The 22,896-nt window shown below is 44.6% G+C and carries 25 protein-coding genes; 10 read left to right on the forward strand and 15 right to left on the reverse strand.

All coding sequences use genetic code 11. From position 1 onward, the window contains the following. Positions 1–22: 22 nt before the first annotated feature. The 6 genes from R7P64_RS20875 to R7P64_RS20900 form a co-directional block, all read right to left on the reverse strand. Positions 23–1,492, reverse strand: coding sequence for an RNA polymerase factor sigma-54 (locus R7P64_RS20875; protein WP_005381112.1), 1,470 nt, complete (start codon positions 1,490–1,492; stop codon positions 23–25). A gap of 50 nt (positions 1,493–1,542) precedes the next feature. Beyond that, positions 1,543–2,268: an LPS export ABC transporter ATP-binding protein gene (gene lptB, locus R7P64_RS20880; protein ID WP_005381111.1), complete on the reverse strand. Its 726-nt coding sequence runs from the start codon at positions 2,266–2,268 to the stop codon at positions 1,543–1,545. Between the two features lies 1 nt (position 2,269). After that, on the reverse strand, positions 2,270–2,764 hold the full coding sequence (lptA, locus tag R7P64_RS20885) for a lipopolysaccharide transport periplasmic protein LptA (RefSeq protein WP_318123925.1): 495 nt from the start codon (positions 2,762–2,764) through the stop codon (positions 2,270–2,272). After that, positions 2,745–3,308, reverse strand: coding sequence for an LPS export ABC transporter periplasmic protein LptC (lptC, locus tag R7P64_RS20890; RefSeq protein ID WP_005381106.1), 564 nt, complete (start codon positions 3,306–3,308; stop codon positions 2,745–2,747). The genes lptA and lptC overlap by 20 nt, the downstream gene beginning before the upstream one ends. A gap of 86 nt (positions 3,309–3,394) precedes the next feature. Beyond that, positions 3,395–4,366 carry an arabinose-5-phosphate isomerase KdsD gene (kdsD, locus tag R7P64_RS20895; RefSeq protein WP_318123926.1) on the reverse strand — a complete coding sequence of 324 codons (972 nt, stop codon included), beginning with the start codon at positions 4,364–4,366 and terminating at the stop codon, positions 3,395–3,397. A 29-nt stretch (positions 4,367–4,395) separates the two neighbouring features. Next, entirely contained in the window at positions 4,396–5,361 is a 966-nt protein-coding gene (locus R7P64_RS20900) for a calcium/sodium antiporter (protein WP_005381102.1), read from the reverse strand. 374 nt (positions 5,362–5,735) lie between these two features. Between R7P64_RS20900 and mlaF the strand changes: the two genes are divergently transcribed. The 8 genes from mlaF (at position 5,736) to R7P64_RS20940 (ending at position 11,177) form a co-directional block, all read left to right on the forward strand. Beyond that, positions 5,736–6,539: a phospholipid ABC transporter ATP-binding protein MlaF gene (gene mlaF / locus R7P64_RS20905; RefSeq protein WP_256900687.1), complete on the forward strand. Its 804-nt coding sequence runs from the start codon at positions 5,736–5,738 to the stop codon at positions 6,537–6,539. Next, positions 6,529–7,320 carry a lipid asymmetry maintenance ABC transporter permease subunit MlaE gene (gene mlaE, locus R7P64_RS20910; RefSeq protein WP_005381100.1) on the forward strand — a complete coding sequence of 264 codons (792 nt, stop codon included), beginning with the start codon at positions 6,529–6,531 and terminating at the stop codon, positions 7,318–7,320. Before mlaF ends, mlaE begins: the two co-directional genes overlap by 11 nt. 2 nt (positions 7,321–7,322) lie before the next feature. After that, entirely contained in the window at positions 7,323–7,811 is a 489-nt protein-coding gene (gene mlaD / locus R7P64_RS20915) for an outer membrane lipid asymmetry maintenance protein MlaD (protein ID WP_005381099.1), read from the forward strand. Between the two features lie 2 nt (positions 7,812–7,813). Further along, a complete protein-coding gene (gene mlaC, locus R7P64_RS20920) occupies positions 7,814–8,452 on the forward strand; it encodes a phospholipid-binding protein MlaC (protein ID WP_017821301.1) in 639 nt (212 codons plus the stop codon). After that, positions 8,452–8,772 (forward strand): lipid asymmetry maintenance protein MlaB, encoded by a 321-nt coding sequence (locus R7P64_RS20925; RefSeq protein ID WP_005381093.1) that lies wholly within the window; start codon positions 8,452–8,454, stop codon positions 8,770–8,772. Before mlaC ends, R7P64_RS20925 begins: the two co-directional genes overlap by 1 nt. Before the next feature lie 3 nt (positions 8,773–8,775). After that, complete coding sequence (gene ibaG / locus R7P64_RS20930) at positions 8,776–9,030, forward strand: BolA family iron metabolism protein IbaG (protein WP_005381092.1); 255 nt, start codon at positions 8,776–8,778, stop codon at positions 9,028–9,030. 9 nt (positions 9,031–9,039) lie between these two features. Further along, on the forward strand, positions 9,040–10,296 hold the full coding sequence (murA, locus tag R7P64_RS20935) for a UDP-N-acetylglucosamine 1-carboxyvinyltransferase (RefSeq protein WP_005388419.1): 1,257 nt from the start codon (positions 9,040–9,042) through the stop codon (positions 10,294–10,296). A gap of 155 nt (positions 10,297–10,451) precedes the next feature. Further along, a complete protein-coding gene (locus R7P64_RS20940) occupies positions 10,452–11,177 on the forward strand; it encodes a 1-acylglycerol-3-phosphate O-acyltransferase (RefSeq protein ID WP_005381088.1) in 726 nt (241 codons plus the stop codon). A gap of 85 nt (positions 11,178–11,262) precedes the next feature. Here the strand turns inward: R7P64_RS20940 and R7P64_RS20945 are convergent, their stop codons facing one another. The 5 genes from R7P64_RS20945 to arcA all read right to left on the reverse strand — a co-directional run bounded on the left by R7P64_RS20945 (position 11,263) and on the right by arcA (position 15,852). Beyond that, positions 11,263–11,652 (reverse strand): RidA family protein, encoded by a 390-nt coding sequence (locus R7P64_RS20945; protein ID WP_005381087.1) that lies wholly within the window; start codon positions 11,650–11,652, stop codon positions 11,263–11,265. A 130-nt stretch (positions 11,653–11,782) separates the two neighbouring features. Continuing rightward, positions 11,783–12,244, reverse strand: coding sequence for an aspartate carbamoyltransferase regulatory subunit (pyrI, locus tag R7P64_RS20950; protein WP_005381086.1), 462 nt, complete (start codon positions 12,242–12,244; stop codon positions 11,783–11,785). Positions 12,245–12,259: 15 nt separating this feature from the next. Further along, positions 12,260–13,189, reverse strand: coding sequence for an aspartate carbamoyltransferase (pyrB, locus tag R7P64_RS20955; RefSeq protein ID WP_005381085.1), 930 nt, complete (start codon positions 13,187–13,189; stop codon positions 12,260–12,262). A 281-nt stretch (positions 13,190–13,470) separates the two neighbouring features. Next, a complete protein-coding gene (locus tag R7P64_RS20960) occupies positions 13,471–14,475 on the reverse strand; it encodes an ornithine carbamoyltransferase (RefSeq protein WP_318119152.1) in 1,005 nt (334 codons plus the stop codon). A gap of 156 nt (positions 14,476–14,631) precedes the next feature. Further along, positions 14,632–15,852 (reverse strand): arginine deiminase, encoded by a 1,221-nt coding sequence (gene arcA, locus R7P64_RS20965; RefSeq protein ID WP_005381082.1) that lies wholly within the window; start codon positions 15,850–15,852, stop codon positions 14,632–14,634. A 583-nt stretch (positions 15,853–16,435) separates the two neighbouring features. On the opposite strand from arcA, the gene rraB reads away from it, so the two are divergent. After that, positions 16,436–16,849: a ribonuclease E inhibitor RraB gene (gene rraB / locus R7P64_RS20970; RefSeq protein ID WP_005381081.1), complete on the forward strand. Its 414-nt coding sequence runs from the start codon at positions 16,436–16,438 to the stop codon at positions 16,847–16,849. 154 nt (positions 16,850–17,003) lie between these two features. Then, positions 17,004–17,804, forward strand: a complete 801-nt coding sequence (locus R7P64_RS20975; RefSeq protein WP_017821847.1) for a glycosyl hydrolase 2 galactose-binding domain-containing protein — start codon at positions 17,004–17,006, stop codon at positions 17,802–17,804. A 19-nt stretch (positions 17,805–17,823) separates the two neighbouring features. Here R7P64_RS20975 and R7P64_RS20980 read toward each other — a convergent pair whose 3' ends face one another. The 4 genes from R7P64_RS20980 to R7P64_RS20995 all read right to left on the reverse strand — a co-directional run bounded on the left by R7P64_RS20980 (position 17,824) and on the right by R7P64_RS20995 (position 22,857). Then, positions 17,824–18,729: a bifunctional helix-turn-helix transcriptional regulator/GNAT family N-acetyltransferase gene (locus tag R7P64_RS20980; protein WP_318123927.1), complete on the reverse strand. Its 906-nt coding sequence runs from the start codon at positions 18,727–18,729 to the stop codon at positions 17,824–17,826. Positions 18,730–18,844: 115 nt separating this feature from the next. Continuing rightward, positions 18,845–19,249, reverse strand: coding sequence for a DUF2061 domain-containing protein (locus tag R7P64_RS20985; protein ID WP_005381078.1), 405 nt, complete (start codon positions 19,247–19,249; stop codon positions 18,845–18,847). A gap of 203 nt (positions 19,250–19,452) precedes the next feature. Next, entirely contained in the window at positions 19,453–22,311 is a 2,859-nt protein-coding gene (locus tag R7P64_RS20990; protein ID WP_267922997.1) for a valine--tRNA ligase, read from the reverse strand. Positions 22,312–22,407: 96 nt separating this feature from the next. After that, positions 22,408–22,857, reverse strand: a complete 450-nt coding sequence (locus tag R7P64_RS20995; protein ID WP_031777270.1) for a DNA polymerase III subunit chi — start codon at positions 22,855–22,857, stop codon at positions 22,408–22,410. Positions 22,858–22,896: the final 39 nt, after the last annotated feature.

Genomic DNA, 22,896 nt, shown 5'->3' on the forward strand with positions numbered 1-22,896 from the left:
ACTTTCCTTTTCAGTTAGTGCCTTATAATAGGCGTTTACGCTGACTTGAAGGGGCAATTCCCAAGGATTCGCGATATTTGGCTATCGTACGTCTTGCGACCTGAATCCCTTGGTCAGCCAGAAGAGCAGCAATCTTGCTATCACTCAGTGGTTTGGCAGTATTCTCTGCTGCGACCAGTTTTTTAATGAGTGCACGAATTGCTGTTGACGAACATTCTCCGCCGTTGTCAGTACTAACATGGCTAGAGAAGAAGTACTTCAATTCAAAAATACCACGTGGTGTATGCATAAACTTTTGCGTTGTTACACGAGAAATCGTGGATTCATGCATGTCCACAGCCAAAGCGACATCATTGAGTACCATTGGCTTCATGGCTTCCTCACCATACTCGAAGAAATCTTGTTGATGTTCAACAATACATCTTGCAACTTTGAGTAGCGTCTCGTTTCTACTCTCTAAGCTCTTAATTAACCATTTTGCCTCTTGCAAATTGCTGCGGATGTACTGGCTATCCGCGCTATTACCTTTGCCTAATTGAGCATATTGTTGATTTACTTTTAATTTTGGCACGCTATCCGGGTTTATAGAAACGGTCCATTTGCCATTGTCTTTAAAAACGGATACGTCTGGAATTACGTACTCGGTATCATCAGGAGTGATGCGACTACCTGGACGAGGATCTAACTGTTGGATAAGCTTTAAGACTTCACGAAGATCGGCTTCTTTCAGCTTAGTCTCTTTGATGACGAGCTTGTAGTCTCGGTTGCCTAGGTGATCAATATGATCCGCAAGTATCATTTTGGCTTCAGCAAGCCACGGCGTGTCTTCTGGGAAGGTCGTCAGTTGCAGTAACAAACATTCTTGTAAGTTACGCGATGCAACGCCAAGAGGATCGAATTGTTGAATGCGTTTACGAACAGCTTCTACTTCGTCTAACTCTATCTCTTCATTATCGAAGCTCTCATGAATCTCTTCAGGCGACAAAGTTAAATAGCCGTAGTCGTCAACAGCGTCAATAATCGCTAATGCAATCGTGCGGTCGGTTTCACTGAATGGTGTTAGGTCAAGCTGCCACATGAGGTAATCATGTAATGATTCAGTGGTTTCGCCCTGGTAGACGGGCATATCATCATCAAGAGCTAAGCCAGTGCTACCAGTATTCGCGCTGTAGACGTCATCCCAAGTCGTGTCGATTTCAAGTTCAGAGCTAATTTCTGATTTCTCTATCACATCGGAGCTATCTGGAACGTCAATTTCTGTTGGTTCGCTAGCACTGTTGCTATCAGCAGCCTCGACCGCTGACTTATCTTCACCGTTTGCTAGAGGCTCGTCTTGGCCTTCTTCAACTTCCAATAATGGGTTTGAGTCCAACGCTTCTTGGATTTCTTGTTGAAGATCGAGTGTCGACAATTGCAATAAGCGAATCGCTTGCTGCAACTGTGGCGTCATGGCTAACTGCTGACCTAGCTTGAGTTGTAATGAAGGTTTCATTCAGTGTTACTTACCTTGTAATGCTCAGAATCTTACCGTTCCTAATATAATCATAGACGGAATTGTTCGCCGAGATAAACTTGTTTCACCTGTTCATTATTGAGAACTTCTGCCGGAGTTCCCGATGCAATTAGGTGCCCTTGGCTCACGATATAGGCTTTTTCACATACGTCCAGTGTTTCACGTACATTATGGTCAGTGATTAACACTCCGAGACCACGATCGCGCAGATGCTCAATGATTTTCTTGATGTCATTAACCGAAATTGGGTCAACACCAGCGAAAGGTTCATCCAATAAAATGAACTGAGGGTTAGCCGCTAAAGCTCGAGCGATTTCCACCCTGCGTCGTTCACCCCCTGATAGTGCCATACCAGCACTGGTTCTGATGTGCTGGATGTGGAATTCTTCCAACAAATCTTCCAGTTTATCTTGGCGCTCTTCCCTCGTCATTTCTTGACGAGTTTCAAGTACGGCCATGATGTTATCTTCTACTGAAAGCTTACGGAAAATCGACGCTTCTTGCGGAAGATAGCCAATGCCAAGGCGTGAACGGCTATGCATCGGTAAAATACTGATGTCATTGTCGTCAATGGTAATGGTGCCCTCATCACGAGGTACTAAGCCGACAATCATGTAAAACGAGGTGGTTTTACCCGCACCGTTTGGACCGAGTAGCCCAACAATCTGACCAGATTCAACTTCTAAGCTAACATCAGTGACGACTTTGCGTTTTTTGTAGCTTTTCGCCAAGTTTTTCGCACTCAGTACTGCCATATTAGTTCTCTATCTGATTGGGTTGCAAAATGGTCGTAACGCGCTCTTCCTTAGAGCTATCTGCGACTAGCTTTTGTTTACCAATTTGGTAACGAATCGAAGAACCTTTGATGGTGTTGTTGTCTTGTGCCAGCTGCGCTTGACCTTTCATGGTCAGTTCGTCTGTAGAAATACGGTAATCCAACTCCGTAGCTTGACCACTAAGTGTTTTACCATCGTCCATCAGCTGAGAAAACTTCGCAGGTTTACCAAATGCTTGAATCTGTTTAATTGCTTCGGTTTTAGGATCGCGAGTTACCACGATTCTATCAGCATCGATATTGATGCTCCCTTGCTTAAGAGATACATCGCCTTCAAAAACAACCTGGTTACTCTTCATATCAACCTGTTGGGTGTCAGAGTTTATGTAAACCGGCTGTTGAGTATCCGACTTGAGTGCCAGCGCTTGAGGCGCCGCCAATACCAGTGCCAGTATGCTAAGGTGTAACGGTTTCATATCGACCTTGAACTTCATCTGTCAGAGTCGCAGTATGCTGTTTTAGGTTACCTTGCATTGCGCCTCCAGTAGTTTCAAATTGTGGTCCAACCAACATTACTTGTTGGTCAGCTTTAAAATCACGATTGGTTAGATTAATGACCAATTTGTCTGTTGCCATGGTATCAAAACTCGCACCAGGCAGAAGATTTTGCATTAAGACTTTGTCATATAAAGTCAAAACTTGGTCTTCATCTAACACTGCTCTTGTGGCAGTCACCTTCCATTCAATGACGCTTCCTTCACGGTAAACCATCAAAGTCGGGTTATTAAAAATAGTATCTCCACTCTTAGCATAATGGTCTAAGTTAGTGGAGCGAATGATGTAACTGCGGACACCATCTTCACCGTAGGTGATGTTTTCTAATCCAGAACCACTGAACATGGGCAGTTCAGAATCTGGTGCTACTTGAATTGCATCGTTGCCTTTAGGGGTTAGTAGGTAATAACCGCACCACGCTACAACGAAGATCAAGAGCAAATAAATAAGGCGAGTAAAACTCATATAATGAAGGCCTATCGTTTAGCTCAGTACTTCCCTGACCATTGCCTTTATTCGTCTAATAAATGATTTAAATGTTTGTGCTGATATTACATCACGCCAGCTTTTAGTAAATCGTGCATGTTCAGTGCACCCACAATTTTTTCGTCTTTACATAAAATCAGAGCATTAATGTTTTTATTCTGCATCAAGTTCAAACCTTCAACCGCCAGCATATCAGGGTGTGCTGTGGTTGGGTTTGTCGTCATGACCTCGCCAATTGCCGTCGTATGAATATCGATACGCTTGTCTAAGGTACGACGTAAATCACCATCGGTGAATATACCAAGCATAGCATCGTGCTCATCGACGATGGCTGTCATGCCTAACCCCTTTTCTGAAATTTCAAGCAGGGCATCGCGAATTAATGCGTCAGGAGAAACTTTAGGTAACGCTTCTCCAAAGTGCATAATATCAGACAACTTAAGTAGCAGTTTTCTCCCCAGTGCACCACCTGGGTGAGATAGGGCAAAATCTTCGGCAGAAAAACCACGAGCTTGAAGCAGAGCTACGGCTAATGCATCTCCCATCACTAATGTGGCAGTCGTACTGCTAGTTGGCGCCAGGCCTAACGGACAAGCTTCTTGAGGTACCGTAATTTGCAGGTGTAAGTCAGACAGCTTGGCCATATTTGATTCTGGCTTACCTGTCATGCTGATGATCTTAATATTCAGGCGCTTTAATACTGGAAATAGAGACAGAATTTCGTTTGATTCACCAGAGTTAGAAATTGCCAGCACAATGTCACCAGGGCTAATCATACCCAAGTCACCATGTGCGGCTTCGCCTGGATGAACGAAAAACGCCGAAGTCCCAGTGCTTGCCAGAGTGGCGGCAATCTTGTTACCAATATGGCCTGACTTGCCAATACCCATAACGACAACTTTGCCGTTGTTGGAAAGGATAAGTTCACACGCTTTTTCAAATTGATCATCAAAGTAGGTATCTAGCTCTTGCAGAGCAGCAATTTCGATATCAAGAACTTGTTTAGCAGCAGCGCGAAAATCAAATTGATTGGACATATCAGATCTCTACTTATTGATCGTGGTAATTAAGCGGTCATGTTTGCGAATAAGTACACTTGGTAACCTAAGAAGCACACAAACAAGATGGCACCTTCAATACGGTTAATACTGCGTGATTTACCCAAACACATCGCGACAAGTAACAATGAAACGCCTAACATGACCCAGAAGTCACGTCCCATCGCGTACTCACTGAGCACCGATGGATTAATGATGCCAGGAATCCCCATTACCGCCAGAATGTTAAACACATTCGAACCGATAATGTTACCGACAGCCATGTCGTCTTCACCCTTTAAAACTCCCGCAAGTGATGCGGCCAGTTCAGGCAGGCTAGTGCCAATGGCGATAATAGTTAGACCGATAACAAGGTCGCTCATACCAAAGTGTTTAGCAATAATTACCGCGTTATCAACCAGCATGCTGGCTGCCAAAGGAAGCAGTATCAAGCCAATAACCACCCACATGATTGCTTTAGGGTTACTGACGCCTTCAGGGATCTCTGACTCTTGGTCATCAAGAAAAACATCACCTGATTTTTGCTCTTTGCGGCTGATTTGCAACATAGCAAATAAAAATGCCCCAAAGAGTACAAACAATAAGACACCCTCATAAAAACCGAGATGGCTATTCCAAAGCAGAATACCAGCGAGTACGGTTACGGCTATCATGAGTGGAAGCTCTCGGCGGATGACGGCGGAGCTAATCGACAAAGGCTTGATCAGCGCTGTAATACCTAGGATTAACGCAATGTTCGCTATGTTTGAGCCTAATACGTTACCCACCGCTGTATCTGTTTTACCATCCCAAGCAGCGGTTGCAGATACCATCATCTCAGGGGCAGATGAGCCCATCGCAAGGATTGTCATGCCGATGACAAGCGGGGAAATACCGACGTTGCGGGCTATCGCTGCAGAGCCAAAAACAAGTTTATCTGCACTCCAAACAAGCAAAACAAGACCGACTATAAGCAACGCAACGGCTTCGAGCATGAGAATTCCTAAGTATTAAATAAGTAAAATGAATAACCGCTAATTTTGACCTTTTGCGGCCTAAAATGGAAGATAAACGAAGAATAAATTAAAGGTTAGTAACGAAAATGTATGTAAATCTCACTCATTTAAATGAGCAATTCTGGTCTAGGATTTAAACACTTCGTGCTAATTAGGTCATAAACCATGAGAAATTGCAGGGATATAGTCGACTTTATTTAATTGAACAGTGCTTTAAATTCAACGCCAATGTGCTTATGATTGCAGCCTAATAAATGTACCGACGTTACTTTATTAAACGTAGAATTCAACTCCGATGAGTATCTGCTTGATGATTCCGTGAGTTGCAACGCTCCTACAGTAGAAGAGATGATATGTCGAACAACGATTTAGTCACCGTGAACAACCTCACTTTTTCACGGGGAGAACGCATGATCTTTGATGATATTGATCTGCATGTTCCTGAGGGCAAAGTGACGGCCATTATGGGACCATCGGGAATTGGTAAAACAACACTGCTGCGTTTGATTGGTGGTCAGTTGTATCCCGAGCAAGGAGAGATCTGGTTTGATGGAGACAATATTCCCTCTCTCTCGCGTAAAAAACTCTACCATGCTCGAAAGAAAATGAGCATGTTGTTCCAGTCAGGGGCTTTATTCACTGATTTGAATGTTTTTGATAATGTCGCCTTTCCATTGAGAGAGCATACCGATTTATCGGAAGATTTGATTCGCACCATGGTGTTACTCAAGCTCGAAGCTGTCGGTCTACGCGGCGCGGCGCAATTAATGCCGAGTGAGCTTTCAGGTGGTATGGCAAGACGCGCTGCTTTGGCTCGTGCAATCGCACTTGACCCTGACCTGATCATGTACGATGAGCCGTTTGTGGGGCAAGACCCAATCACTATGGGCGTTTTGGTTGAGCTAATTAGCAATCTAAACCAAGCGTTAGGTTTGACCTCTATTGTGGTTTCTCACGACGTACCTGAAGTCATGAGTATTGCTGACTGGGTATACCTGATGGCCGATGGAAAAATCATCGCCTATGGTACGCCAGAAGAGCTGACTCAAAACTCTGATCCTCGTGTCCAGCAGTTCTTACAAGGTGATGCCGACGGTCCTGTACCGTTTCGTTTCCTTTCTCAAAGTATCGAAAAGGACTTATTTGATGGTCGATAACTTCATTCACTTTGTCGCCTCGCTGGGTCGACGCACGCTTTCTATTTGCGGAGCATTTGGTCGTGCGACTTTCATGTTGATTGGGGCGCTATTTTCTAAGCCACAACCGATCAGAAGCTTTCCTCTGCTTGTTAAGCAACTTTATTCTGTTGGTGTTCAGTCGCTGGCGATCATCGTCGTATCTGGTCTGTTCATTGGAATGGTTTTGAGTCTACAAGGCTATGTTGTGTTGGTGGATTACGGCGCAGAAGGCAGTTTGGGGCAAATGGTAGCGCTTTCGTTACTCCGTGAATTAGGACCCGTTGTTACTGCACTTTTGTTTGCTGGTCGTGCCGGTTCTGCGTTAACCGCAGAGATAGGTCTAATGAAAGCAACGGAACAACTGTCTAGCCTTGAAATGATGGCGGTAGACCCATTGAAACGAGTGATTGCACCACGGTTTTGGGCTGGGGTTATCTCAATGCCTTTACTGGCTATGATTTTCATGGCTGTGGGAATTTGGGGCGCTCAGCTTGTTGGTGTTGACTGGAAAGGCGTTGATCACGGCAGTTTTTGGTCAGCGATGCAGTCCTCTGTTGAGCTAGGGCAAGACATTGGTAACAGTATGATCAAATGTTTTGCGTTTGCAATTACGGTTACTTGGGTCGCTCTATTTAACGGTTATGATGCTATTCCAACATCGGAAGGGATCAGCCGAGCAACTACGCGCACTGTTGTGCATTCTTCTTTAGCAGTACTAGGATTAGACTTTGTACTGACCGCATTGATGTTTGGGAATTAATCATGCAACAAACACGTAAAACTGAATTATGGGTTGGCAGCTTTGTATTAGCGGGAATTTGCGCGATTCTTGTGATGATTTTTCAAGTTGCTGACGTAAAAAGCATTGGCTCTGGTGATACTTATACCCTCAAAGCCGAGTTCGATAATATTGGCAGTTTAAAAGTTCGTTCTCCCGTAAAAGTGGGGGGCGTTGTGATTGGTCGAGTAAGTAGTATTTCGCTTAACCCAGACAACTTATTGCCAGTTGTAACACTATCTATCAATAGCAAATACAATCAGTTCCCAGAAACGTCGAGCGTACAAATTTTGACATCTGGCCTGATTGGTGAGCAATACATTGGTTTAGTACCTGGCTTCGTTTTTGATGATGAAGTCATGCTAGTGGATGGTGATACCATCGAAGACACCAAATCGGCGCTTGTGCTTGAAGACTTAATTGGTCAAGTACTATACAGCGTAGGTGGTTCAGACGACTCAAGTAAGGAATAACTATGTTAGCGAGATTACTACTTTCAGTTTGTGCTGTGTTTAGCGTCTTTGGAGCAACAGCAGCAGAGGTGGATAAAACTGAACCTTATAAGATGATGAAGCAGGTAGCTGAAGTCACGTTCGAAAGATTGAAAGCCGAACAGCCGAAAATCAAACAAGATCCAAATTTACTTAAAGTGATCGTTGAAGAAGAGCTAATGCCTTACGTCAACTACCGCTATGCAGGGTTAAAACTTCTTGGTCCAAACTTAAAAGGTGCTAAGCGTGAAGATGTACTTGAGTTTATCGATGCATTTCGTGCGTACCTGATTGCGTCTTATGCACAAGTGTTGACGCAATACTCTGACCAAAAAATTGAGTTTGGTCCTGAGCCTAGCATTGATGACTCTAAGCGTATTACAAGCATTAAAGTTGATATCATCGATACTCCGCGTCCAAACATCAAACTTGAGTTTAAACTGCGTAAAGACAACCACTCTGGTGAGTGGGAAGCATTCGATATGATTGCAGAGGGCATTAGTTTGCTTTCTAGTAAACAATCCGAATGGAACAGTAAAATTCGTCAAGAAGGTATTCTATCTGTTGCTAAAGACCTAGAAAAATTGGCCGCAGAACCGATCCGCTTCGAGGCTAAGAAATAATGGCCCAGACTCCCGCTCAGTGGCAATTGGATCAAAACATTCTTAAGCTAACAGGGGCACTTGATAGAGATACAGTGCCTTCATTGTGGGCGTATGCACAGCAATGGCAACCTGCTCAATCGGAGCTGGAATGCTCGCTAAAAGAGATAGAGCGCGTCGACTCTGCAGGAATGGTGATGTTAATCCACTTATTAGAGCATGCAAAAAAGCAAAACTGTCATATAATGCTCAGTTTCGTGCCGGCGCAACTGCGCACTTTGTTTCAACTGAGCAATGTTGAATCTTTAGTGGCCAAACACATACAGAATTATCAGGGGTAAATTGTGGATAGCGCAAAAGTACAACAGTTATTAGAAGAAGCACTAAACCTTCAAGAAGTGCATGTGAAAGGTGAAGGTAGCCACTATGAAGTGGTTGCTGTTGATGCTTGTTTCGATGGAATGAGCCGCGTTAAGAAGCAGCAGCTAATTTATGCTCCTCTGATGGAATACATCCAGCGTAACGACATTCACGCATTATCAATCAAAGCGTTCACACCAGAAGAGTGGGCTCGTGATAAGAAATTGATGTCGCTTTAAGGTTTATTGATGGAAAAGTTTCGAGTTATTGGGTCAGATAAACCACTAGTTGGTGAAGTGACCATTTCAGGTGCAAAAAACGCAGCACTGCCGATTTTATTTGCGTCTATCTTGGCGGAAGAGCCAGTAGAAGTGGCAAACGTACCACACCTTCGTGATATCGATACAACTATGGAATTGCTTAAGCGTTTAGGCGCGAAAGTAAGCCGCAATGGCTCTGTTCATGTTGATCCAAGCAGTATTACAGAATACTGCGCGCCTTATGATTTGGTGAAAACCATGCGTGCTTCTATTTGGGCTTTGGGTCCTTTGGTGGCGCGCTTTGGTCAAGGTCAGGTTTCTTTACCAGGCGGTTGTGCTATTGGCGCTCGTCCTGTGGATCTACATATTTCTGGTTTAGAGCAGCTTGGCGCAACCATTACATTAGAAGATGGTTATGTGAAAGCAGAAGTGGATGGTCGTCTAAAAGGCGCGCACATCGTGATGGATAAAGTCAGCGTAGGCGCGACGATTACCATCATGTGTGCCGCAGCGCTGGCGGAAGGCACAACAACACTAGATAACGCTGCGCGTGAGCCTGAAATCGTCGATACCGCTGATTTCCTAAATAAGCTTGGCGCAAAAATCTCTGGCGCTGGCACAGATACCATTACGATTGAAGGTGTTGAGCGCCTAGGCGGTTGTAAACACAACGTGGTTGCTGACCGTATTGAGACGGGAACATTCCTTGTCGCAGCAGCAGTATCTGGCGGTAAAGTGGTATGTCGCAACACTAATGCTCATTTGCTTGAAGCGGTTCTCGCCAAGCTGGAAGAAGCTGGCGCGCTTGTCGAAACGGGTGAAGATTGGATCTCCGTTGATATGACCGACCGCGAGCTAAAAGCGGTAAGTGTACGTACTGCGCCACATCCTGGTTTTCCGACGGATATGCAAGCTCAATTTACGCTTCTGAATATGATGGCGAAAGGTGGCGGCGTGATCACAGAGACTATCTTTGAAAACCGCTTTATGCACGTACCAGAACTCATGCGTATGGGCGCTAAAGCTGAGATCGAAGGCAATACGGTTATCTGTGGTGATGTTGAGTCACTCAGCGGTGCGCAAGTGATGGCAACCGATCTACGAGCTTCGGCTAGTTTGGTTATTGCAGGTTGCATTGCTAAAGGCGAAACCGTCGTTGATCGTATTTACCATATCGACCGTGGTTACGACAAAATCGAAAATAAACTGGCTGCACTTGGCGCAAATATTGAGCGAGTGAGCTAGGCAAGTTAAACTGCACCGCAGGTAACTTGGATATCAAGAGAGCCGAAACCTGAGTTTCGGCTTTTTTATATCACTCTCATGACCATATTTTCCCTTTATGGAAAGAGAGATATTAATAGCTGTATCTGGCAAAAGCCGGTTCCTGGAGAACAAGAATGATTGCACTGTTACGTGTATTTGCTGTCGCTATCTTTGCGATTGTTATGTTTATTGGTGGTTGTGGTTACTGCCTATTAAGCCCTAGAAACCCTAAGCACGTTTTCACTTTTGGCCGTTTGTTTGCCAAGATGTCTCGTGTGTTTGGGATTAAGTTAGAGTTGCGTATCCCTGAAGATGCGTATTCACGCGGCCAACATGTTTACATTGCTAACCACCAGAACAACTGGGACATGTTTACTGTTTCTGCGGCTGTGACTCCGAAAGTTGTGACAGTAGGTAAAAAGAGCTTGGCTTGGATGCCACTGTTTGGTCAGCTTTACTGGCTTACGGGTAACATTCTGATTGACCGAGCGAATCGCTCTAAAGCAAAAGGTACTATCGATCAGGTCGTGAGCAGCATGAAAGAAAGTGATGTTTCGGTGTGGATGTTCCCAGAAGGCACGCGTTCTCGTGGGCGTGGTTTGCTGCCATTCAAAACAGGTGCTTTTCATGCGGCAATTGGTGCAGGTGTGCCAATCATTCCTATCGTATGTAGCTCGACGAATAAAATTAAGCTGAACCGTTGGAACAATGGTCATGTGATTGTTGAAATGCTACCTCCAATCAGCACTGAAGGCTATGGTAAAGAGGGCATTCGCGAGTTAGCGAATATCTGTCGTGAACAGATGAAAGAGAAGCTTGAATCGTTAGATGAAGAAGTCAAACAGCGCAACGCTGCTTAAGTTTTACTGCGATATCATCACGAGAAAACAATAAAAAACGGGTAGCCTGAGCTACCCGTTTTTTTATGTTTGTCAGCAAGTGCAATTATTTGCGAACAGCGATTGCTTCAATCTCGATGCCAACATCTTTTGGTAGGCGAGCCACTTCTACACAAGAGCGTGCAGGGTAGTTTGCTACGCCGTGCTCATCAAAGAACTTGCCGTAAACTTCGTTCACTGTGCCAAAGTCATTTAGGTCTTTAACAAAAACCGTTAGCTTTACAATATCAGATACTTTAAGACCTGAAGATTCAACTACAGCCTTTACGTTTTCTAGAGACTGACGAGCTTGTTCTGCGATATCAGCAGACACTTCACCTGTCGCTGGGTTTACTGGGATTTGGCCTGAAGTAAGAACCATGTTACCTAGATCTACGCCTTGAACGTAAGGACCGATTGCTGCTGGTGCAGACTCAGTGTGAAGTACTTTCGTCATTTGATTTTTTCCATCAGTTGTAGGGAATAAAGATTCTCAGTTTGCCTCTAAACCCTCGGTAGGTAAAGAGCAAAATACCCCGACATTGCAGGGTATTTTAAACGTATCAAAGCCTAGTCGTGCGGCGTGTTTATCGCTCGGTTACGATCTCGCGTGAGAACACTTTCTCGCAGTATTTACACTTTAGGCGGATTTCTTGTTTCTTCTCGAACACGCTAAAGCTGCTTTCTACTGGTTCATTATGAGAAATACAGTTTGAATTCGGGCATTCAAATACATCATTGATGCGCTCAGGAAGCTCTAACGCGAGCTTTTTCACCACTTCATAGTTCTCGATTTGATTCACGGTCGCGTGAGGAGCATACAACGCTAGCTTGCTCGCTTGCTCTTCATTGATAAACACATTTTCGATTTTGAGTAGATCTTTATGACCGAGTGCTGATGATGGCAAGTTCAGTCCAATCGTTACGCGTTGTGATGAATTGTGCATATCGAACAGTCTTAATACTTTGATGCCGATTTGCGCAGGGATGTGGTCGATGACCGTACCATTTTTGATTGCTTCTACCTGCAATTGAGTTTCTTTAGCCATGATTTTTCCCCTCGATTACAGTGTTTCGTTTAGAACAAGCGCCAGCAGTGCTTGGCGAGCATACACGCCATTTTGAGCTTGCTGGAAGAAGTAAGCATGAGGCGTTTTATCAACATCAGTTGTGATTTCATCCACACGTGGTAGTGGGTGCAGTACTTTCAAGTTCTCACGTGCGCCTTCTAGTAGTGCCGCCGTTAGGATGTAAGCCGACTTAATATGTGCGTATTCCGATTCGTCAAAGCGTTCTTTCTGTACGCGTGTCATGTACAGAATATCCAGTTCAGGAATCACACTTTCCATGTCTGTGTGTAGGCTATATTGAATGCCAGCTTCGTCTAGTTCTTCGCAGATGTAATCTGGCATTGCCAGCGCATCTGGTGCAACAAAGAAGAAGCGGATGTTGTTAAACTTTGCTAAGGCTTGAGTCAGTGAGTGCACTGTGCGGCCATATTTTAGATCACCTACGAATGCGACGTTCAGGTTGTCTAGACGCCCTTGTGTTTCCGCGATGGTGTATAGGTCGAGTAGCGTTTGAGTTGGGTGTTGGTTTGCACCGTCGCCCGCGTTGATCACTGGCACGCCATTTGAAAATTCAGAGGCCAAGCGAGCGGCGCCTTCTTGTGGATGACGCATCACAAAGGCATCGACGTAAGAAGAGATGACTTGTACTGAATCTGCGAGTGTTTCGCCTTTTTTCGCCAGAGAGGTATTACCATCATTATCAAAGCCAATCACGTCACCACCAATGCGCTGAATCGCTGTTTCAAACGATAAACGTGTACGTGTTGATGGTTCAAAGAAACAACTTGCAACGACTTTGTTTTTAATCAGTTCTGGTCGAGGTGCTTTTTTAAGGCTACCTGCTGTTTCTACGATAAGTTCCAGTTCTTCGCGTGAAAGCTCTGGAATAGAGATGATGTGCTTCTGGTAAAGCGAGTTCGCCATGATCTTCTTCCCTATAACATTGATGACTACATCCAAATAACCGAAAGGAATTTTGGACATAAAAAAACCTCCCCAATGGGGAGGTTTTAAAATTCAATAGAATTAACGAAAATAACACCACGTAAGCGTAGTCGCTTAGCGAGAGCAAATCGCGTTTTTACGTCAGCAATCAGCGTGGTCATTTCTTAATCCTCAGACAAATTGCCGAGCATTATACGCTTAACTTTCGTGAGCGCAAGCGATTACATCATGGTTTTTATCGGCTGTTTTTGCGCACTGGTTTAGCTTCCTAGCGTCGCAACCATCACGGCTTTGATGGTATGCATACGGTTTTCAGCTTCGTCGAATACGATGGAGTATTCCGATTCAAATACCTCTTCTGTTACTTCAAGGCCTTTCATACCGTATTTTTCAGCGACTTCTTTGCCGACGGTGGTTTCATCATTGTGGAAAGCTGGAAGGCAGTGCATGAATTTCACATGTGGATTACCCGTTTGCTCAATCACGTCCATATTGATTTGATAAGGTGTCATTAACGCTACACGTTCATCCCATGCCTCGGCAGACTCACCCATAGACACCCAAACGTCGGTGTATAGGAAGTCACAACCTTTCACACCTTCCTCAACGCTTTCTGTTAACGTGATTTTTGCACCTGTTTGTTGCGCGATAGTTTGACAAGTTGCCACGAGATCTTCTTCAGGCCAGAACGCTTTTGGCGCGACAAGGCGAATATCCATGCCCATTTTCGCTGCGCCCACCATAAGTGAGTTACCCATGTTGTTGCGCGCATCACCTAGGTAAGCGAAGGTTACTTCATGTAGCTGTTTACCACGGCCGTGCTCTTGCATAGTCAGGAAGTCAGCAAGGATCTGGGTCGGGTGGAACTCATCCGTTAAACCATTCCAAACTGGAACACCAGCATAAGTACCAAGCTCTTCAACAATGGATTGGCCAAAGCCTCGGTATTCAATCCCGTCGTACATACGACCAAGGACGCGAGCGGTGTCTTTCATCGATTCCTTATGACCGATCTGCGAGCCAGAAGGGCCGATGTAAGAGACTTGAGCACCTTGGTCAAAGGCAGCGACTTCAAACGCACATCGGGTACGAGTCGAAGATTTCTCAAAGATTAGTGCGATGTTTTTACCTTGAAGTTTCTTCTGCTCTGTTCCTGCATATTTAGCTTTTTTCAGCTCTGCAGACAGTTCGAGCAAAAACTGGATTTCTTTGGTTGAGAAGTCCAATAGCTTCAAAAAGTTGCGGTTACGTAAATTGAAAGCCATAGCTCGTCCCTTAGTACATGTGATTAGATTAATAGAATTCATTAAAACATATAAATGCTTTTATTGTGAATAATTATTTTAAATTAAAGCTAAAAAAGGTTGATGTATTCACATCAACCTTAGTTTTGATTCACCTAATGTAAAGGGACGAGTAAGTTATATATCGTCTCGTTCTATTGGACAGCTCATACAGCGAGCGCCACCGCGACCACGACCAAGCTCGTTACCAGGTACTGTCAGTACTTTGATGCCAGCTTTATCGTATTTTTCGTTGGTGTATACGTTGCGTTCGTAACCAATTACTACGCCCGGTTTTACAGTTAGAACGTTATTGGCATCATTCCATTGTTCGCGTTCCGCTTCATAGCTGTCGCCACCAGTGGTGATGATTTTCAGCTGATCTAAGCCAAGAGCGGACTCAATCGCGTGCAGATAGTTATGTGAGGCTTCAACATGCATTTCACCGTTGCCTTTTGGTGTTAAGCGCCATGTGTCGAGATCTTTGCGCATGATCTCTGGGTAGACAGAGAAAGTATCTACATCCATATGGGTCATCACAGTGTCTAAATGCATACATGAGCGGTGTTTAGGCAGATCAATTGCAATAACCTCGGTAGCTTGGCCTGCTTTAAATAGGCTCGCTGCAAGGTTCTCTACACCTTGTGCAGTCGTACGCTCAGACATACCGATAAGAACTGCACCTTTACCAATAACCAACACATCACCGCCTTCGACATTCGCATTATCATAATGCAGATCATCGTCACCGAAGTATTTGATAAAATCTTGGCCAGCAAAAATTGGGTGCCAACGATAAATCGCACGTAGGTGGTTTGTTTCACGTTGACGTGCAGGCATCATCATTGGGTTAAGAGAAACGCCGCCATAAACCCAACATGAGGTATCACGAGTAAAGAGGTGATTAGGCAGTGGCTCAATAACAAAGTCGAGAGGACGCTTCATTTTTGGCAGCATAGAAGATGAGGAGATCGGTAGCTCTGAGTAAGCTAAGCCACCTAAAAATATGCAGGCAAGATGTTCATCATCCATTTCTGAAAAGTATTGGCGTAGGTCTCGCGCAAAGGTTGGCCCGTAACGAAAGTCAGAAATCTGAGTGTTCAGCAGCCATTGTTTTGCTTCTGGAACAGCGAGGGTTTCGACCAGTAAATCGTGGAGGAGAAGCACTTCAACGTCTTGCTCGCGCAGCGTACGTGCGAATGCATCGTGCTCTTCACCTGCCGCTTCTACAGCAAGAACGTCATCAAATAGCAACTCATGACAGTTTGACGGAGTTAAGTGGGTTAGGGCGCGTTCAGGGCGATTTAATAGAACTCGTCGAAGTTGACCAACTTCTGATCCAACGTACAGCTTGCTCATTTTGTATCCTTACAAATTTTCCAGCCATTAGTTATGACAAGCTTCCTAGAAAGATGCAAGTTATCAAGCTTTGTTTATATTCTGGTATTTCTGGTTTTGTGAGTTTTTTATTTTTATTTTTATTCTTATGAAATTTATTATTAGATATAAATGCTATTTTACTAAAATTAGAGTGCGTGCGTTTTTATTCTAATTTTCCCGTTGAGAAAGAATACATGCACAGTGCATAAAACGTGCATTTTTATTCTAAATTATGCATTATTAAAGTGAATTTATTCGTTATGCATCTTCGTTTTACACGTGAGTGTATTCAAGAAAGCATCATAAACACGCATAGAAAGAGAAAATAACCACATTAAGTGTCAATTAGGATGTTCTGAATATTAAAAAACGCCATTCTTTGTTAATTTTTTGTTTCTTTGTGTGGTCGGTTTAATATTTAGATTCAAATAACCGATAAGAATCGCAGTGGTATGATGTTTGTTTGTGGCTTTTCATCGCAATCCATGCCATATTTCACCGGATCAGCATACTCAGTATCGGGTATTGTGTTTCCATCAAGTAACTAATCTGGAGCCAAAACATGTCTCACGAAGATGAATATCTATCAGTAGAAGAATTAATTGAGATTCAAAAGGAAGAGACTCGCGATATCATTGCAGCATTGCTAGAAGATGGCAGCGATCCAGATTCGCTATACGAAATTGAGCACCACCTGTTTGCAGAAGATTTTGACACGCTAGAAAAAGCGGTAGTTGAAGCATTCAAGATGGGCTTTGAAGTTCTTGAAGCAGAAGAAACTGAAGATGAAGATGGTAACAAGTTGCTTTGCTGTGATGCGACTATGGAGTCCGCACTAGATGCAGAAGCGATTGATGCGCAAGTTGAAAAATTGATTCACTTGGCAGAAAAATACGACATCATCTATGACGGTTGGGGTACGTACTACGAAGGCGAAGATGCGCTTTACCCTGAAGAAGATGAAGACGACGAGTAATCAAAGCTCACTACTTTTGGAAAAACCAGCGTTTAACGCTGGTTTTTTTATACCTTGAAAAACTGACGAATGTGGAGGCGATAAATAATTCACATTGAGTTTATAGGGGATTTCTCCCTATAATGCGTGAAAATTGATCTAGCTCAAGGTGTATATGCAACTCTCACTCGCCGGTTTATGGCAAGTCTCTCCACTGACGGACCTTTCTATCCCACAGGATGACATTACTTTCCCTGCTCCTTTGAGTCAGGTATTGCCAGTTGAAATGACAGAAGAAGCAATTCGTCAGCAAGAGTGGCACCTGATGCATGACATTGAAGTGGATGAATCCATGATGGCATTCCCAGCGGTAGAAATGGTGTTGGGTGGTGTGGATTACCATGCAGAAGTGCGTTTGAACGGAGTAGCATTGTTTGACTGTGACGGTTCTCAAAATGTCTACAAGAAAGACATTCGCCCGTTCATGCAGATGGGGCGCAACCGTTTTGAGATCCTATTCCTTGAGGAAGAAGAAGATCTTCTGTTGGATGAGGATAAACCGGAGTTGTGTTCACTTGCAGATCATGAATACCAAAAGAGTGACGAGCGCTTAGGGGTATGGCAAGAGCCGTATCTGCAGTTTATTCGCAATGTGCGTTTAGACCGCGTGGCTACTGAACAGATTTGGCACCACGGTGGTGGTTGTGAGTTTAAGGTGGATTTGTACTACCAAACTTTTGCGCCGGGTTTAGTATCGGCATCGGTTAAGTTCAATGGCATGACTTACCATATTCCTATTGATGTCCGAGCGGAGCATGCGAGCGCTTTATTCCAGATCGAAGCGCCAAAGTATGCCGATCTTACTGATCCTGATCCAAGTGATCTCTACCAGTTGTCTGTTGAGTTGGATGGGCAGCACCAAAACTTCACTGTTGCCTTGAGCCAGGAGCTTTGTGTTACCCATGTTGTGCTTTAACGTCTAATAATATTATCTATTACAGCATCTTAAGCATTACGACTTCACATGCATCATGCCCTGTTTGTCCAAGCGGGGCATCGAGATGCTCAAAGCCTAGCTTTTCATACAAGCTTACCGCTTCTCTCAGACATTCAGTTGTCTCTAAATAGCACTGCTGATACCCAAATTGTTTCGCCAATTGTAAGCTCAATGCGACGATGCGTTTGGCTAAACCGTGTCCTCGTGTTTGAGGTAAGAAGTACATCTTTTGTAGTTCACACACATTTGGCTCGCCAGCTAAAGGGGCAAAGCCACCGCCACCAACGATCTCTCCGCGATGTTCAATGACCCAATAGGCGGCCCCGCATTGATTGTAAACCGAATACATATCATCAAGCGTTGGATCGGCCACACCATAACCTTTGTCTGCGGTTAAGCCGTATTCTGCAGAGACTTTACGAATCACATCTGCGACTTGCGGGTTGTCTGCTTTAGTAAGAGGTCGAAGAACGTATTCCTCAGACTGACACACTTTTGTTAGCCCTTTTAGGTAAGTCTCTAGACCAAGTTTGAGTTGCTCTTGCTCGCTGTCATCGAGTTGGGTAAGCAGTTGTTCAAAGAGGTGGTTTTGCTGTTGGTCCAGTTGCGATAACGCCTGTTGGCCTTGCTCTGTAATCGCGACGAGTTGACTACGCTTGTCTTTTGGGTTTTCGATGCTCTCGACCAAACCTAATTTAATCAAACCAGTAACGGTTCGGCTCGCGTTGGACTTGTCGACATTAAGCTGCTGTGCCAGCTGATTGATGGTCAATGGCTGCAATTGGATTTCACCCAATGCGTGCGCTTGCACTGGAGTGAGAGCGACATCGCCGCATTGTTTATCAAGCATACCAAGCAATCGGACGGCTTGACGGGAGTAGTGTCGAAGTTGACGAGCGTTCATTATCACTTACCTCTAAAAATAAAGTTGCGCACCGCAATTAAATTAATTGCGGTGCGCAACCTTGTCAATGGTAAATGTCATTTTTCTCGTTAGGAGACGTAGTGAGCCTCCATATTTAAGCGTGGTGATGTAAACAAAACTGCGGTGCTGGAGCTTTTTCTGATGATTTACGCATCCATACTTTCTCGTGGAAGTAGTAAGCCACCGTGTTCAAACTCGGCTCTAGCATTGCCATTACGCCGCCGACGAATGCATCACCTGTTAGTAAGTAAACCACGGTAAAAGCGACGCTGAAGTGCACGGTCGCAAAGCTTGCGGTTTTTAATTTGGTCATCCACTGACGAGCTTTAAGTGCTGGGACTTTTGCCCATGCCTTTTCATGAAAGTAGAAGGCTACGGTGTTCACTGAAGGCTCAATCATGGCAATTAAACTACCAATTAGAATGTCGCCTGTGAGTACGTAAGCGACACTAAATGCGATAGTAAAATGCAGTGCTGCGAAAGTTAGTGTCTTTTTCATGATAATTACTCAATCGTGTTTGTTTCGATGAGCTTATTATCGATAATAATTCTCATTAATGATAATGGGTAATGAGTATTGTTGTGATAGGGGGAAGCTATTGATGATGGTTTTGGTGAAATGTATACAAAAAAGGTTGGCCATGATGACCAACCTTTTGAACCAAAAAGTGAGAAGTGCTAATTCTTCTCTTTCACTGAGGCTTAAAGCGCAGCGATCGTTGTCTTCTGCTCTTCTAGCTTAGCTAGCGTTTCTTTGTAGCCTTCAAGCTTCTCACGCTCTTTAGCAACAACTGCTTCAGGTGCTTTCGCTACGAAGCCTTCGTTACCTAGTTTGCCTTCGATACGCTTGATTTCGCCGTGAGTCTTCTTGATTTCGCCATCTAGACGAGCAAGCTCAGCATCTTTGTCGATCAGACCTGCCATTGGGATCATCAGCTCAGACTTGCCAACCAGTGCTGTCGCACATGCAGGAGTTTGTTCGCCAGCTTCAAGCACGCGTACTGCTTCTAGCTTCGCTAGTGACATCAGTACTTGCTTGCTTGCTTCTAGACGAGAGGCATCTTCTGCATTTGCTGCTTTCAGCATAACGTCAAGCGGCTTACCAGGGTTGATGTCGTATTCAGCACGTAGGTTACGGATGCTGGTAATGAACGCTTTCACCCATTCAATGTCGTCTAGCGCTTCTTGGTTGAAGTTTGCTTCGTCGAATTGAGGCAGTGCTTGCAGCATGATTGTCTCGCCTTCTACACCTTCAACTAATGGCTTGATGCTTTGCCAGATAGTTTCAGTGATGTAAGGAATCACTGGGTGAGCTAGACGTAGCGTCTTCTCAAGAACCGTGATGAGTGTACGGCGAGTACCACGCTGTTGCGCTTCAGTACCTTTCCACAGAACGGGTTTAGTTAGCTCTAGGTACCAGTCACAGAATTGGTTCCAGATGAATTCATAAAGCGTGTTCGCAGCCATATCTAGACGGAAGTTGTCGATATGGTTGTTGAACGCTTTCGCTGCAAGTTCAAACTGAGACTCGATCCACTTGTCCGCTAGTGAGTATTCAATCTCACCACCGTTGAAGCCACAATCTTGCTCTTCTGTGTTCATCATTACGTAACGGCTTGCGTTCCATAGTTTGTTACAGAAGTTACGGTAACCCTCAAGACGCTTCATATCCCAGTTGATATCGCGACCTGTTGATGCCATTGCTGCAAGAGTGAAACGCAGTGCGTCTGTACCGTATGCTTCGATACCGTTTTCAAACGTCTTACGAGTGTTCTTCTCGATCTTCTTCGCTAGCTGAGGCTGCATCATGTTGCCACAACGCTTCTCTACTAGAGACTCTAGGTCGATACCATCGATCATGTCGATTGGGTCAAGTACGTTACCTTTCGACTTAGACATCTTGTCGCCGTTTTCGTCACGGATTAGACCAGTAACGTAAACTGTCTTAAATGGTACTTGTGGTTTGCCGTTTTCGTCTTTCACGAAGTGCATGGTCATCATGATCATGCGCGCAACCCAGAAGAAGATGATGTCGAAACCAGTTACTAGAACGTCTGAAGGGTGGAATACTTTCAGATCGTCAGTTTGCTCTGGCCAACCTTGAGTACCGAACGTCCATAGTGCAGAAGAGAACCACGTATCCAGTACGTCTTCGTCTTGGTGAAGTTCAATGACTGACTCTAGGTTGTTGTTCTTACGAACTTCTTCTTCAGTGCGACCTACGTAAACATTACCTTGGTTGTCGTACCAAGCTGGGATGCGGTGACCCCACCATAGCTGACGAGAGATACACCAGTCTTGAACGTCACGCATCCAAGAGAAGTACATGTTTTCGTATTGCTTAGGAACGAATTGGATGTCGCCGTTTTCTACTGCTTCAACTGCAGTTTTCGCTAGAGGCGCAGTACGCACGTACCATTGGTCAGTTAGCATTGGTTCGATAACCACGCCACCACGGTCGCCGTAAGGAACTTGTAGATCGTGATCTTTCACTTCTTCAAGTAGGCCTAGCTCGTCGAATTCAGCAACGATAGCTTTACGAGCGGCAAAACGCTCCATACCGTGGTATTTAGCTGGTAGCTCAGTGCTGTAAGCGTCGCTTGCTTCGCCGTTAGTGTTAAACACTTCTGCTGAGTCGCGAATGTTCGCGTCGAAAGTCAGAATGTTGATCATTGGTAGCTGATGGCGCTTACCTACTTCGTAGTCGTTGAAGTCGTGCGCAGGTGTGATTTTCACACAGCCAGTACCTTTTTCCATATCTGCGTGCTCATCGCCCACGATTGGGATGCGACGATCAACGATAGGAAGGATGATTTCTTTACCGATAAGATCTTTGTAACGTGGATCTTCTGGGTTAACTGCAACACCTGTATCGCCTAGCACGGTCTCTGGACGAGTCGTTGCAACAACGATGTAGTCTTTGCCATCCGCTGTTTTTGCGCCATCTGCTAGTGGGTAGCGGAAGTGCCACATGTTGCCTTTAGTGTCTTTGTTCTCTACTTCTAGATCTGAAATCGCGGTGTGTAGCTTTGGATCCCAGTTAACTAGACGCTTACCGCGGTAGATTAGATCGTCTTCGTATAGACGTACGAACACTTCTTGAACGGCGTTAGATAGACCATCGTCCATCGTGAAGCGTTCACGATCCCAGTCTACAGATGCGCCAAGACGACGAAGCTGCTTAGTGATAGTGCCGCCAGATTCGCCTTTCCATTCCCAGATTTTGTCGATGAAAGCTTCACGACCGTAATCGTGTTTTGTTTTGCCTTCTTCTGCAGCGATCTTACGCTCAACAACCATCTGAGTTGCGATACCAGCGTGGTCAGTACCTACTTGCCAAAGGGTGTTTTTACCCTTCATACGTTCACAACGGATAAGCGTATCCATGATCGTATCTTGGAACGCGTGGCCCATGTGTAGGCTACCAGTGACGTTCGGTGGCGGGATCATGATGCTGTATGATTCTTTAGTAGTGTCACCGTGTGGCTTAAAGTAGCCTTTCTCTTCCCAAGTCTGATACAGAGCTTGTTCGATTGAAGTTGGGTTGTATGTCTTTTCCATAGCGCTCTTTTAATGGATACGTTGATGGTTGAATCTTAGTCAATCTTTATAAGTGAGGGATCTTAACAAGATCGCCTTAACTATAAGGATTGACCGTTAAGGATATTGAATTTCGATCGTTTGCAGCTGGTAACCTGCTTGACGGTAAATTTTATATCTTTCTCTTGCGAGTTGTTTAGCTTTTTCTTCGCAGGGCACGAAGTCTACCACTTGAGCAAACTTGTTCGCAAAGGTTGTCTCATTTTCCGCCAAATTAATTACCAGCTGACGGTTCCAATTAGGTTTTACACCTTCATGGCCGATTTCAATGTTGGTGGCGTATTTCGGTCCCTCGCCTACGAGGTTATGTGCCATGAACTTGTCTGCATCAACTTGCCAAAAGGCTTCAGCGAGCTGCTCGGCGTGTGGTTTGTCTTGGCAGTTTAAATACACTTTAGCGCCTTGGCGAGCAAAGTGCTGAGCCAAAAACACGATGTATTCTTCAAAGCCAGCCACCGTTGCTTGCGGGCTCTCTTCGTTAATGATGTAGAAGGTTGCAGTTTGCATCATTCTCTCACTTGCCTTGGGTCTCTTCCTAAGACCATC

This window comes from Vibrio sp. 2304, assembly GCF_033339475.1.
In the GTDB taxonomy this organism is placed as follows: Bacteria; Pseudomonadota; Gammaproteobacteria; order Enterobacterales; family Vibrionaceae; genus Vibrio; species Vibrio alginolyticus.